The sequence below is a fragment of the Flavobacterium profundi genome (assembly GCF_006491645.1).
Taxonomy (GTDB): domain Bacteria; phylum Bacteroidota; class Bacteroidia; order Flavobacteriales; family Flavobacteriaceae; genus Flavobacterium; species Flavobacterium profundi.
The window spans coordinates 112,805-127,331 of record NZ_VDCZ01000008.1 but is presented as its reverse complement, the minus strand read 5'-3'; the positions used below and the strand labels follow the sequence as shown (position 1 = coordinate 127,331).

General features: G+C 31.4%; 9 protein-coding genes. 6 read left to right on the top strand and 3 right to left on the bottom strand.

Annotated features, from left to right (window positions below; all coding sequences use genetic code 11):
* Window positions 1-3 precede the first annotated feature (3 nt).
* The gene (locus FHG05_RS11605) at window positions 4-771 is read right to left on the bottom strand and encodes a nitrilase family protein (RefSeq protein WP_140998193.1); all 768 of its coding nucleotides are present in this window, start codon (window positions 769-771) and stop codon (window positions 4-6) included.
* Window positions 772-903: 132 nt separating this feature from the next.
* Between FHG05_RS11605 and FHG05_RS11600 the strand changes: the two genes are divergently transcribed.
* Entirely contained in the window at window positions 904-1,830 is a 927-nt protein-coding gene (locus tag FHG05_RS11600) for a PfkB family carbohydrate kinase (RefSeq protein WP_140998192.1), read from the top strand.
* A gap of 84 nt (window positions 1,831-1,914) precedes the next feature.
* Window positions 1,915-3,813, top strand: coding sequence for an amidophosphoribosyltransferase (locus FHG05_RS11595; protein ID WP_140998191.1), 1,899 nt, complete (start codon window positions 1,915-1,917; stop codon window positions 3,811-3,813).
* A gap of 409 nt (window positions 3,814-4,222) precedes the next feature.
* On the opposite strand, the gene FHG05_RS11590 is transcribed toward FHG05_RS11595, so the two are convergent.
* Window positions 4,223-4,831: a superoxide dismutase gene (locus FHG05_RS11590; RefSeq protein ID WP_140998190.1), complete on the bottom strand. Its 609-nt coding sequence runs from the start codon at window positions 4,829-4,831 to the stop codon at window positions 4,223-4,225.
* A 109-nt stretch (window positions 4,832-4,940) separates the two neighbouring features.
* Between FHG05_RS11590 and FHG05_RS11585 the strand changes: the two genes are divergently transcribed.
* From FHG05_RS11585 to FHG05_RS11570, 4 genes are all read left to right on the top strand, one after another.
* A complete protein-coding gene (locus tag FHG05_RS11585; RefSeq protein ID WP_140998189.1) occupies window positions 4,941-8,099 on the top strand; it encodes a UvrD-helicase domain-containing protein in 3,159 nt (1,052 codons plus the stop codon).
* Window positions 8,100-8,118: 19 nt separating this feature from the next.
* Entirely contained in the window at window positions 8,119-9,315 is a 1,197-nt protein-coding gene (gene kbl / locus FHG05_RS11580) for a glycine C-acetyltransferase (RefSeq protein ID WP_140998188.1), read from the top strand.
* A gap of 101 nt (window positions 9,316-9,416) precedes the next feature.
* A complete protein-coding gene (locus FHG05_RS11575; RefSeq protein ID WP_140998187.1) occupies window positions 9,417-10,820 on the top strand; it encodes an OmpA family protein in 1,404 nt (467 codons plus the stop codon).
* 63 nt (window positions 10,821-10,883) lie between these two features.
* The gene (locus tag FHG05_RS11570; protein WP_140998186.1) at window positions 10,884-13,670 is read left to right on the top strand and encodes a PD-(D/E)XK nuclease family protein; all 2,787 of its coding nucleotides are present in this window, start codon (window positions 10,884-10,886) and stop codon (window positions 13,668-13,670) included.
* Here the strand turns inward: FHG05_RS11570 and FHG05_RS11565 are convergent.
* Complete coding sequence (locus tag FHG05_RS11565; protein WP_140998185.1) at window positions 13,667-14,449, bottom strand: alpha/beta fold hydrolase; 783 nt, start codon at window positions 14,447-14,449, stop codon at window positions 13,667-13,669. The genes FHG05_RS11570 and FHG05_RS11565 overlap by 4 nt on opposite strands.
* Between the last annotated feature and the right edge of the window lie 78 nt (window positions 14,450-14,527).

Sequence of the window (14,527 nt, the reverse complement as noted above, 5' to 3'; positions counted from 1 at the left end):
ATTTTAAAACTCAAGTTGAAAAACATCTCTATCATTTAAAAAATTCAATTTTTTTCTGGTTTCCAACATGTCTTCTTTATCTATTTGAACAACAAAGATACCTTGTTTATCTTGAGCATTCAGTATTTCATTCCCTAAATAGTCTACTACCTGAGAACTTCCAGTATATTCTAATTCATTCGCATCGGTTCCAATGCGATTAACACCAACAGTATACACCATGTTTTCTATGGCTCTGGCCTTTAACAAAGCATTCCAAGCATTAATTCTCGGCTTTGGCCAATTGGCCACATAAATTAATAAATCATATGCTTCAACATTTCTACTAAAAACTGGGAAACGCAAATCATAACAAATTAAAGGACAAATTTTCCAATCTTTATATTCAATAATGCGCTTCTCTTTCCCTTTCGTATATACTTTTTCTTCGCCAGCTAGTGAAAATAAATGCCTTTTATCGTACCATTCTAAAGTACCATCTGGAAAAATAAAAACCAAACGGTTGTAGAATTGCTCTTGTTCTTTTATAATCAAACTTCCTGTTACAGCTATTTTTTTCTCTCTTGCAAGATTTTTTAGCCACTGTATTGTAATTCCATTCATGGACTCGGCTATTTCCGAAGGAGTCATGGTAAAACCAGTGGTGAACATTTCCGGTAAAATTAAAAGATCAAAAGTTTCTTTACAGGTATGCAGGTACTTTTCAATAAGGTTCCGATTATTTTCAGGCTGTTGCCAAATTAACGCTGTTTGAAAAATTGCAATTCTCATCTTTTAACAAATAAAATTATAGTATAAAATTAGAAAAATTATATCAAAATAGATTCGCAATTTTACTTTATTAAAACCTTTACAGTTTTAAACTAAAGTTTTATCTTTGCAACTTATTTCAAAAAGGATATAATGAATAAATTACTTATCGTGGGTACAGTAGCATTTGACGCTATTGAAACTCCATTTGGAAAAACAGATAAAATTTTAGGAGGAGCAGCTACATATATTGGTTTATCATCTTCTTTTTTTAACGTAGATGCAGCAATAGTTTCTGTAGTAGGAGAAGATTTTCCAAAAGAACATTTAGATTTATTAGAAAATAAAGGCATCAATATTGAAGGAATAGAAATTGTGAAAGGTGGTAAAACTTTCTTTTGGAGTGGCAAATACCATAACGATTTAAATTCAAGAGATACCTTGGTAACCGAATTAAATGTATTAGCTGATTTTAATCCTGTAGTACCTAGCAATTATAAAAATTCTGAAGTAGTTTTATTAGGTAATTTACATCCATTAGTACAATCAAGTGTATTAGACCAAATGGAGGTTAAACCAAAATTAATAGTCTTAGATACTATGAACTTTTGGATGGATTGTGCTTTACCTGAATTATTGGATGTAATTAAAAGAGTCGATGTAATTACTATTAATGATGAAGAAGCACGTCAGTTATCTGGTGAATACTCATTAGTAAAAGCGGCTCAAAAAATCCATACTATGGGACCAAAATATGTGGTGATCAAAAAAGGAGAACACGGTGCATTATTGTTCCACAATAAAGAAGTGTTTTTCGCACCTGCTTTACCATTAGAAGAAGTATTTGATCCAACGGGTGCTGGTGATACTTTCGCAGGAGGATTTGCTGGTTATATTGCACAAAGCGAAAATATTGCTTTCGACAATATGAAAAACGCGATTATTTACGGTTCCAATTTAGCATCATTCTGTGTAGAAAAATTTGGAACAGAAAGAATGGAAACATTAGAAAAAGAAGAAGTAATTGCTCGCTTACAACAATTTAAAGCGCTAACGCAATTTGAAATAGAATTAGATTAAAGTCATATGCCTCGAATTTTCGGGGCTTTTTTAATAATAAATTTTCATCAAAAACACTAATTACTCAAACAACACAACAACTTTATGAGTGACGCTATTAAACACGAATGTGGGATTGCATTATTAAGACTATTAAAACCCTTAGAATACTATAAAGAAAAATATGGTTCCTCTTTTTATGGTGTTCAAAAAATGTATCTCTTAATGGAGAAACAACACAATCGTGGTCAAGATGGTGCTGGTTTAGCTAGCATTAAAATGGATATTGAACCAGGACAAAGATATATTAGTAGAATTCGTTCCAATCATGCTCAACCAATTCAGGATATTTTTTCACAAATTAACGGAAGAATCAGTAATGAATTAGCAGAACACCCAGAATATCTTAATGATATTGATTTACAAAAAAAGAACATTCCTTATATCGCGGAATTATTTTTAGGACATGTTCGCTATGGAACGTTTGGAAAAAACAGTATTGAAAGCGTACATCCTTTTTTACGTCAAAACAATTGGATGCATCGCAACCTTATTGTGGCTGGAAATTTTAATTTAACCAATGTTAAAGAATTGTTCCAAAGCTTAGTAGATCTAGGCCAACATCCAAAGGAATTAGCTGATACCGTTACCGTAATGGAAAAAATAGGTCATTTTCTTGATGATGAAGTAACCGATTTATATCAAAAATGCAAGAACGAAGGCTATTCCAAAAAAGAAGCTTCTGTTGTTATTGCAGAACGTTTAAATATCCCTAAAATTCTAGAAAGAGCTTCTCGAAATTGGGATGGTGGTTACGCCATGGCAGGATTAATCGGACATGGAGACTCATTCGTTTTAAGAGATCCAGCTGGAATTAGACCTGCTTATTACTATAAAGATGATGAAATTGCTGTTGTAGCTTCAGAAAGACCCGTAATTCAAACAGTTTTCAATGTTCCTTTTGAAGAAGTAAAAGAGCTGGAACCAGGAAATGCAATAATTATCAAAAAAAATGGAAATGTATTTATAGAAGAAGTTCGAAAACCACTTATTAAAAAAGCCTGTTCTTTTGAACGCATCTATTTTTCAAGAGGAAGTGATGCAGAAATCTATAAAGAACGAAAAGAGCTAGGTAAATTAGTGTTTCCTTCTATTTTAAAAGCCATTGATTATGATACGGATAATAGCGTATTTTCTTTTATACCGAACACTGCAGAAACTTCTTTTTACGGTATGGTTGAAGCTGCGAATGACTTTTTAAATCAAAGAAAAATCAAGTCAATTTTAGAAAACAAAGACCAACTTTCTGAAGAAAAGTTACAAGATATTTTATCGGTTAAATTACGCACAGAAAAAGTAGCTATAAAAGATGCAAAACTTCGAACTTTTATTACAGAAGACAGTAGCAGAGATGATTTAGTAGCGCATGTTTATGATGTTACTTACGGTGTGGTTAAACCCAAAGATAATTTAGTTATCATTGATGACAGTATTGTAAGAGGTACAACTTTAAAACAAAGCATTATCAAAATGATGGATCGCTTACAGCCGAAAAGAATTGTGGTGGTTTCATCTGCACCTCAAATTAGGTATCCAGATTGTTATGGTATTGACATGGCTAAATTGGAAGGTCTAGTTGCTTTTAAAGCTGCTTTGGAATTATTAAAAGAACGTAATCTATATCACATTGTAGACGAAGTCTATAAAAAATCAAAAAGTCAAGAACTTTTTAAAGATGATGAAGTGGTGAACTATGTAAAAGAAATCTATGCACCCTTTACAGATGAAGAAATTTCAGATAAAATTGCAGCAATGCTAACACCTGAAGGCGTTCGTGCAGAAATTAAAATAATCTATCAAACAGTAGCTGATTTACACAAAGCTTGTCCTAAAAATTTAGGTGATTGGTACTTTACAGGTGACTATCCTACAGCAGGAGGAAATCGAGTGGTTAATAGAGCATTTATGAATTTTTACGAAGGGAAAGACGCTCGCGCGTATTAAAAAAAGCTTTTCGTCGGTTTTTTGTGTTGTTCAACAATTTTTTTATGCCAAGAACAACACTTACTATACTTTAGCACTACCAGAAAATTAGTAGGTTAAGTTTTATGGTAGATTTGGGGCAAAAAGGGTGAAAGTAATTTCACCTTTTTTTTTGCCATAAATTTTCTATATACGAATTTTAGTATTAAAAAAACATTTTATCGTTTTTTTTTACATTTCAACAATTTTTTTATGCGCGCATATTAAATCCATACTACTTTAGCACTACCAGAAAATTAGTAGGTTAAGTTTTATGGTAGATTTGGGGCAAAAAGGGTGAAAGTAATTTCACCTTTTTTTTTGCCCCAAATTTTTTGCATAAAAAAAGGGATTAATTTTTTAATCCCTTTTTTTTACTTAATTAAAAGCTTTATTTTTCCATTGCAAATCTTCTGGTTACCTCAGTCCAGTTAATTACATTAAAAAATGCCTCAATATAATCAGGTCTTCTGTTTTGATAATTTAAATAGTAAGCATGTTCCCAAACATCAAGTCCTAAAATAGGAGTTCCTCCACAACCAATTCCTGGCATTAAAGGATTATCTTGATTCGCTGAACTGCACACTTCTAATTTACCATCTTTGTGTACACATAACCAAGCCCAACCCGATCCAAAACGAGTCGCTGCAGCTTTTGCAAATTCCGCTTTAAAAGCATCAAACGAACCAAAAGCAGTATCAATAGCAACAGCTAAATCACCCGTTGGTTTTCCTCCACCATTAGGAGACATAACAGTCCAAAACAAACTGTGATTATAAAAACCTCCGCCGTTATTTCTAACTGCAGCGTTATTCATATCTAAGTTAATCAAAATATTTTCAATTGTTTTCCCTTCTAAATCAGTTCCTTCAATTGCATTATTAAGATTTGTAGTGTATCCATTATGATGCTTAGAGTGGTGAATTTCCATTGTTTTTGCATCAATATGTGGTTCTAATGCATCGTATGCATAAGGTAATTTCGGTAATTCGAATGCCATAATATTATTTTTTTTATAATTAGTATTAGTGAATTCAAAGTTATAAATTTAACTTTGGATTAAAAAATAGAAAGTAACTATACCGGTATAATTAAGATAAATATAACATTTGAAAAAAGCAGCATTTACTTTATATGATGCATCCGCAGGATCAGGAAAAACCTATACTTTAACAAAAGAATACTTAAAAATTGTATTCCTTTCAAAAGGTGATGAGGCATATAAAAAAATCCTTGCCATTACTTTTACCAATAAAGCGGTAGAAGAAATGAAATCGCGCATTATAGACAGTTTACATGAATTTTCAAAAGACATTCCTTCTGTTAAAGCTGAGGCTTTTTTAAAAACCATAAGTATTGAAACTGGCCTATCTATTGCTACTTTAAAAGACAAATCGAAAGCCATTATCAAAAGTATAATCCATAATTATGCAGCTTTTGGAATTTCTACTATAGATAAGTTTACCCATAAAGTGATTCGATCTTTTGCACAAGATTTAAATTTACCTCCTCATTTTGAAGTAAGCCTCGACACAGACACCTTGCTTCAAGAAGCTATTGATGTTTTAATTTCAAAAGTAGGTGAAGACGAACAATTAACGAACCTGCTCATCGATTTTACAAAAGATAAAACGGATGAAGATAAGAATTGGGATATTTCAAATGAGTTGTTTGAAATCTCAAAACTTTTAGTAAACGAAAACAATGCTAATGAAATTGATGCTTTTCAAGAAAAGACTTTTGACGATTTTAAATACATTAAAACTATTTTAAAAGATAAAATTCAGTTGTATCAAGAGCAAAATAAAATTTTGAGTGCTGCCGGTTTTGATATGTTAGCATCCAATCAAATTTCGTTAGATTCATTTTCAAGAAAAACCTTTCCAAATCACTTAAGTAAAATTGGTGAAAACACCTTATCCATTAAAGACAATTACAAATACCAATCTTTTGATGACATTGCTATAAATAAAAATGCTAAAGATAGAGACCAAATTGAAGCAATCGCTTCTGATGTATTAAAAATAATAGAAGAAAGCTATCAAAACATCTCCAAAATAGCCTTTTACGAAGCCTTTTTACAAAATATTAATCCGCTTTCCCTACTAAATTCTATTCATACAGAATTTAAAAAAATTCAAGAAGAACAAAATATTTTATCGATTTCTGATTTTAATAAAATTATTTTCAACGAAATTCAAAATCAACCAGCTCCCTTTATCTATGAAAGATTAGGAGAAAAATACCGTCATTTTTTTATTGATGAATTCCAAGATACCTCTGTCATGCAATGGCAAAATTTAATTCCTTTAATAGACAATGCTTTATCAAGTGAAGACCATGGTGTTAAGGGAAGCTTAATGATTGTTGGTGATCCAAAACAATCTATTTACAGGTGGCGAGGCGGAAAAGCAGAACAGTTTATTGAACTCAGTAAAGATCACAATAATCCTTTTTCAAATAAGGACAAAGAAACCATACAACTCGAGACCAACTATAGAAGCTACGAAGAAGTCATTCAATTTAATAATGATTTCTTTTCCTTTCTATCCCAAAAATTTGAAAATGAAGACTATAAAAAACTGTATGCCGAACATAGTTATCAAAAATCCAACAGTAAAAAAGGAGGTTATGTAAACCTTTCCTTTATAGCTATTTCTGAGGATGACACTTCAAACAATGAAGAGGAACAAGAATATTCTTTAAAAACAAAATTGTATCTGGAAAAAACTTTAGATACCATTTATCAAGTCTTAGATAATAATTTTGAATATCGAGACATTGTTCTTTTAACTCGAAAAAAAATTGATGGCGTTTATTTGGCAAACTATCTTACAGAAAAAAGCATTCCTATATTGTCATCAGAAACTTTATTAATTCAAAATGCAACTGAAGTAAAATTAATTTTAGATGTTTTAAAATATTTAAAAAACAATAAAGATCAAGAAGCAAAGGCACGAATGCTATATTATATTGCAACTTATAATCAAAATAAAATGCCCATTCATGATTTTATTGCAAGTGCAAAAGATTTATCAGAAAATGACCTTGAAGCTTTTTTACATACAATAAATATCGCTATTTCTTTTAAAAATTGTAAAAAGAAATCCCTTTATGAAGCGGTAGAAATTATCGTAGCCACATTTATTAAAGAAAAAGCAAACACTTCTTATGTACAATATTTTTTAGATTTAGTACTCGAACGTGATCAAAAAACACAATCAAGTATTTCAGATTTTATCTCTTATTGGGAAAAAGTGGGATATAAAAAAAGCATTCCTTCTCCAGAAGGCAATAATGCCATCCGAATTATGACGATACACAAATCTAAAGGATTGGAATTTCCAGTTGTAATTTATCCTTTTGCGGAGGAAAATTTTTCAGCGAATAGTAGAAATAAATTATGGATTGATTTTGACGAAGAAGAAGCTATTAATTTCCCTAAAGCCTTAGTGAATCAGAAAAAAGATGTTGCGCTATATGGTAATAAAGGAAACAACATCTATTTTGAAAAAACACAAGAAGAAATTTTAGATATCATTAATGTTTTATATGTTGCTTTAACAAGAGCCGAAGAACAATTGTATATTATTTCCAATCACCAAATTTCGAAAATGGGATTACCAAATAACCTATCTTCCTATTTTATTGAATTCCTTCAGCATGTAAATCTTTTTGAAGAAGGCAGGTTAAATTATGATTTCGGAAATTCTAAAAGAGTTTCTTCCACAAACTTCTTCATTGAAAACCAAAAAACAATCGAAGTAGTTACCGAAAAATTAGACAGTAGAAAGATTAAAATTGCGCAAAGAGAAGCTTTAATGTGGAATACTGACCAACAAAAAGCAATAGAATTTGGAAATCTACTTCATGAAATTTTATCCTATATTTCAACAAACACTGACATACAGAATGCACTAACAAGAGCCGTAGAAAATGGCTTGATTCTGAATTCACAAATAAAAGATATTGAAACACAACTTACACAAATTGTTAATCATCCTGAATTAAAAGTGTTTTTTGATGATGAAGGTATTATTTTTAACGAACAAACCATTATTAAAAAAGGATATGGAAATGTAAAACCAGATAAAATCGTAGTTAAGGAAAAAAAAGCTTATCTACTTGACTATAAAACGGGTGCTGCAACTGATAAATATAAAAAGCAAATTAACGACTATGCCAAAATTATTGAAGAAATGAATTATGAAGTTGTAAAAAAAGTATTGGTTTACATTGGAGAAAAAATAGAAATAGTACTTTTGTAATCTAACAAACCTTATAAAAATGTACGGCAAAATACAACAACACTTACAAAACGAATTAAATTCCATACAAGAAAATGGACTATTTAAGAAAGAAAGAATTATTATATCTCCTCAAGGAGCAGAAATAAAAATTTCCACCGGAGAAACCGTTTTAAATTTCTGTGCAAACAACTATTTAGGTCTTTCGTCACATCCTGAAGTCGTTCAAGCTGCTAAAGACGCTCTAGATTCTCATGGATTTGGAATGTCATCCGTTCGATTTATTTGTGGTACTCAAGACATCCACAAAGAACTAGAACAAAAAATAGCTCAATTTTATGGAACAGAAGACACTATTTTATATGCCGCTGCCTTTGATGCTAACGGTGGTGTTTTCGAACCTTTATTAGGGGAAGAAGATTGTATCATTTCAGACAGTTTAAATCATGCTTCAATAATCGACGGTGTTCGTTTGTGCAAAGCCGCTCGTTACCGTTACCAAAACAATGATATGGCAGATTTAGAAGCGCAATTAATTAAAGCCAAAGAAGCGGGACATCGTTTTAAATTAATTGTTACTGATGGTGTATTTTCTATGGATGGACTAGTTGCTCCTCTAGATAAAATTTGTGATTTAGCAGATCAATATGACGCATTAGTAATGGTAGATGAATGTCACGCTGCAGGATTTATTGGAGCCACAGGCAAAGGAACATTAGAGGCAAAAAATGTTATGGGTCGAGTAGATATTATTACTGGTACTTTAGGAAAGGCTCTAGGTGGAGCTATGGGTGGATACACAACAGCTAAAAAGGAAATTATTGAAATACTTCGTCAAAGATCAAGACCATATCTTTTTTCCAACTCTTTAGCACCATCTATCGTTGGAGCTTCTTTAAAAGTATTTGAATTATTAGAAAAAGACACTTCTTTAAGAGATACCTTAGAATGGAACACTAACTATTTTAAAGAAGGTATTAAAAGAGCAGGTTTTGACATCATTGATGGTGATGCTGCAATAGTACCAGTAATGCTATATGACGCAAAATTATCACAGATAATGGCCGATGAATTGTTAAAAAAAGGAATTTATGTTATTGGGTTCTTTTTTCCTGTTGTTCCAAAAGAAAAAGCAAGAATCAGAGTACAACTCTCTGCTGCTCACACCAAAGAACACCTAGACAAAGCCATAAATGCTTTCACAGAAGTAGGTAAATCTTTAAAAATAATAAGTTAAAAACTGAATACCCCTTACTTTTTTTAACAAAACTTTTTGTATTTAAAAAAAAATAGTATTTTTGTTCTAATTATAACGCATTGTAATTTAATTAATAAAGTATGAAACATCTAAACAAATTATTTGCTGCTGGTTTATTGCTTGCTGGTTTATCAACACAAGCACAGAACGGTGACAATCCATGGGCTGTGTCCTTTGGAGTAAACGCGGTTGATACCAAGGTAAGTGCCGAAGGTAATTCTAGCCCACAATTCATCCAATTAATCAACGCTGATGACAATTGGAACATTTTACCATCTGTATCTTATTTAAATGTATCTAGATATGTAGGAGATGGATTCTCTATTGGTTTAACAGGATCTGTTAATAAAATTGACAAATGGTTAGAAAGAGTACCTGGAACTGAAAGCACAGATGCTGTTCTAAATCCTGGTGACTTATCGTATTATGCAGTAGATGCTGTTATTAAATATAGCTTTCAAGATTTAATCAAATCTACTTGGTTAGATCCATCTATCAACGTAGGTGGTGGTTATAACTTCTTCGGTGATGCTTCTGCAGGTACTGTTAACGGAGGTTTAGGATTAACTTTTTGGTTTACTGAAAATGTTGGTCTTCAATTACAATCTGTTTACAAACACTCATTTGACGAAAACAGAGTAGCTGATGCTGACGTACCAACTCACATTCAACATTTTGCAGGTCTTTCTTTCAAATTTGGAGGTAAAGATACTGACGGTGATGGTGTGTATGACAAAGATGATGCTTGTCCTGAAATTGCTGGTTTAAAAGCTTTAAACGGATGTCCTGATACAGATAAAGACGGTATTGCTGATAAAGATGATGCTTGTCCTGAATTAGCTGGTACTCCAGAGAACAATGGTTGTCCTGATACTGACGGTGACGGAATTATCGATCCAGAAGATGCTTGTCCTGAAGTAGCTGGAACAAAAATAATGAAAGGTTGTCCAGATGCTGACGGTGACGGTGTTGCTGATAAAGACGATGAGTGTCCTACAGTTAAAGGAGATAGAGCTAACAAAGGTTGTCCATGGCCTGATGGTGATGGAGACGGTGTTTTCGATAAAGATGATGCTTGTCCTGAAGTAGCTGGTACTGTAGCTAACAATGGTTGTCCTGAAGTTTCTGACGAAGCTGTTAAAAAATTAAATGATTATGCTAAAACTATATTATTTAATTCAGGTAAATCTACTTTCCAAAAACAAACTTACCCAGTTTTAGAAGCAATCACTGCTATCTTAAAAGAGTATCCAAATTCTAAATTCTCAATTGAAGGTCATACAGATTCTGATGGTGCTGAAGAAGCAAACCAAGTATTATCTACTTCAAGAGCAGAAGCTGTTAAGGCTTACTTAATTGAAAATGGAATTGACGCTACTAGATTAAGTGCTACTGGATTTGGAGAGAAATTCCCTATCGACACAAACAAAACTTCTAAAGGTAAAGCTAACAATAGAAGAGTTGAAGTGAAATTAGTAAAATAATTTCCAAACAAAATAAAGTTAAAACGCTCCGAATAATCGGAGCGTTTTTTTTATTTTTATACTATGAATGATACTTTTCTAGATAAACTTTCAAAACACATTCTTGCACAAGATAAAGAAAACCTGCAAGAGATTATTATAGTTTTGCCTAACAAAAGGGCTAAAGTTTTTTTATTAGATGCCTTACACAATCATACAAGTCAAACTATATTTGCACCACAAATAACCAGTATTGAAGATTTAATTCAAGAAATTTCTGGCATCCGAACAATTGATGCAATAGAAATACTTTTTGAGTTTTATGATGTATATACCAAGATAACTCCTTTAGAAGAAATACAACCTTTCACTACTTTTTCAAATTGGGCTAAAACACTGTTGCAGGATTTTAATGAAATAGATCGCTATTTATTAGAACCTACTTTTGTCTTTTCCTATTTAAAAGACATAGAAGCGCTTAAAAGATGGGATTTACAACCAAAAGACACCACTTCTTTAATTGATAATAATTTACATTTTTGGAATAAAATTCCGGAATACTATACTTCTTTATACACGCATTTAAAAAACAAAAAATGCGGCTATCAAGGTTTAATCTATAGAGAATCTATTGCGCTTTTAAAAGACTATTCCAATGAAATAAATAATAAAAAATTAATCTTTGCTGGTTTTAATGCACTTAACCAAGCTGAAGAAAAAATAATTTTACATCTAATTTCAAACGAACAAGCTTCTATCTATTGGGATATTGATGCGTATTTTATCAGCAATCCTTATCATGATGCCGGATTGTTCATTAGACGTTTTAAAAATCAATGGAAAAATTATGTAACGCAACCTTTCGAATGGATTACAGAAGATTTTCAACAAGAAAAAAATATCCAAATAATTGGAACTCCTAAAACTATTGGTCAAGCGAAAATAACTGGAAAAATTGTCGAAGAACTAATTTCAAATGATTCTAATTCTACTAAAACCGCTATCATTTTAGGAGATGAAAATTTACTTATACCCATATTATATGCAATACCAAATTCAGTTAACGCATTGAATATAACCATGGGCTATTCTGGAAAAAACAACCCAGCTCAGCTACTAATTAGCAAATTATTCAAACTTCACACCAATGCAATTAACAGAAACGCAACCCATTATACCTTATATTATAAAGAAGTTTTAGAGATTCTTAATCACCCCTTAGTAGAGCCTTACCTCCAAGTAGAAGAACTTATCCAAACCATCCACAATAATAATTTTACTTTTTTCTCTATAGAAACCTTACTTCGTCTCAAAGACGAAAAATATCCTAATCAAAAGAATACTTTTTTTGATCTGATATTTACAAAATGGAAAAATGAACCAATTACTATATTGAATAGAATAAGTAATATTCTATTAAGTATTAAATCCTTTTTAAACAATGAAAATGAAGAAGAGAAAATAAGCAAAACATTTGTTTATTCTCTTTATAAAGTTATCAATCAATTGACAAATTATTGCGATAAACATGCCAATAAAATCAACAACATCGAAACTTTAAATGATATTTACAAACAAATTGTTGATTTGGCTGAAGTTTCTTTTGAAGGAGAACCTTTAACAGGTTTGCAAATAATGGGAGTGCTTGAAAGTAGAGTATTGGATTTTGAAAATGTAATTATTACTTCCGTAAATGAAGGAAAATTTCCTTCTGGAAAATCTCAAAATTCTTTCATCCCTTATGATGTAAAACGCGAATTAGGACTTCCTACTTATAAAGAAAAAGATGCTATTTATAGTTATCATTTTTATCATCTTTTACACCGTGCTAAAAACATTTATCTATTATATAATTCAGACAATGAAGGCATAGATGCAGGTGAAAAAAGTAGATTTCTAACGCAATTAGAAATCGAAAAACAGCCTAAACATATCCTATCTCACAAAATTTATAATGCTGTTTTACCTGAAAAAGCGTATACTTCAATACAAGTTCCTAAATCGAGCTTACTCATGGAACGACTACAAGAAATTGCCACAAAAAAGGGGTTTTCACCCTCTTCGCTTACATCTTACATACGCAACCCTATACAGTTTTACTTTCAACGAGTATTGCGCATAAATGAAATGGATGAAGTAGAAGAAAATATCGCAGTAAATACCTTAGGAACTATTATACATGAAGTATTGGAAGTTTTATATTTCCCTTATTTAAATAAATACTTATCTGTTAAAGATATTGAAGAAATGCTTTTAAAGATTGACTCGACTACTTTAGAAAAATTTAAATTGGTATACAAAGAAGGAGAAATTAAAAAAGGGAAAAATCTATTAGCTTTTGAAGTAGCGAAAAGAAATATTTATAACTTTTTACAAGTAGAAAAAAACACTATTGAAGCCGGTGAAGCTGTTAAAATAATAGCCCTTGAAGAAAAAATTGAAACCTTACTTGATGACGAAAGACTTCCCTATCCAATTAAAATTGCCGGAAATGTAGATCGGATAGAAATTAGAGAGAATGTAATTCGAATTATTGATTATAAAACAGGAAAAGTTGATGGAAACACATTAAAAATAAATGATTTTGAAGCTTTAACTTCTGATATAAAAAACGAAAAAATAATTCAATTGCTTTGTTATGCTTTAATGTTTAGAAATAAATCTGAATTTGATTCGTACCCAATTGAAGCTGGCATCATTTCATTTAAAAACATGAAAGCCGGTTTTATGCCTTTTGGCTTAGGAAAAGGAAGAGGGGTAATTCCTCAAACTATGATTACAGATGAAATATTAGAAGCATTTAAAACAGAAATTATTGCTTTAATTTTAGAAATACTCGACGAAGAAAGACCTCTAAAGGAATCTATTTAACATTTTTTCAAAAAAGACAAGACCGCATCTTCTAGTTCTTGAGCATTTTCAAAATGACTCATATGACCGTCATTAAATGTTACTAATGCTGCATTCGTATCTTCAACTTGTAATTTGTTTTCTTCATAATTCAAAACAGGATCTTTTTTCCCTAATAGCAACATTTTAGGAAATAAAGTAGTATGCAATAGTGCTTCTCTATCCTTTCTGGCTTTCATACCTTCCTGAGCTGCTATAATACCTTGTAAAGATGTTTGCAAGGCTTCATTCTTCGCCCATTCAATTTCTTTTCTAAGTTTTTCTCTATTTGCTTCACTAAATAAATTAGCAATAGACATACTAATGGCATTTTTATAATTTTGCTTTACTGCCAAGATAGCCCTGTCTCTATTTGCTTTACGTTCCACACTATCTTCTTTGGCAGTCGAATTCATTAAAACAAGTCCTCCCATCATTTCTGGATACAATTCGGCAAAAGCCAATGCTACATAACCACCCATAGAATGACCCATTAGAACAACTTTCTCCAAATGTAAGAAATGAAGAATATGATATACTGCATCGGCCATATCTTCCATCGTATGAACATATCCTATAGATTCTGTTTCGCCATGACCTAATAAATCAATACATACAACTCTATACTCAAAAAGTAATGCAGGTACAATTTTATGCCACATTTTACTATTCTCTAAAAAGCCATGTAACAGAACAATAACTGAGCCTTCTCCTTCATCAGAATAAGCAAGTGTACTATTTTTAAACTTGAGGTGTTTCATAAGTGCAAAAATAGAATTTCAAAAGGAATACCCGAAGTAATTTCATTTAAATACTTACTTTTGAAAAAAGGATTTTTT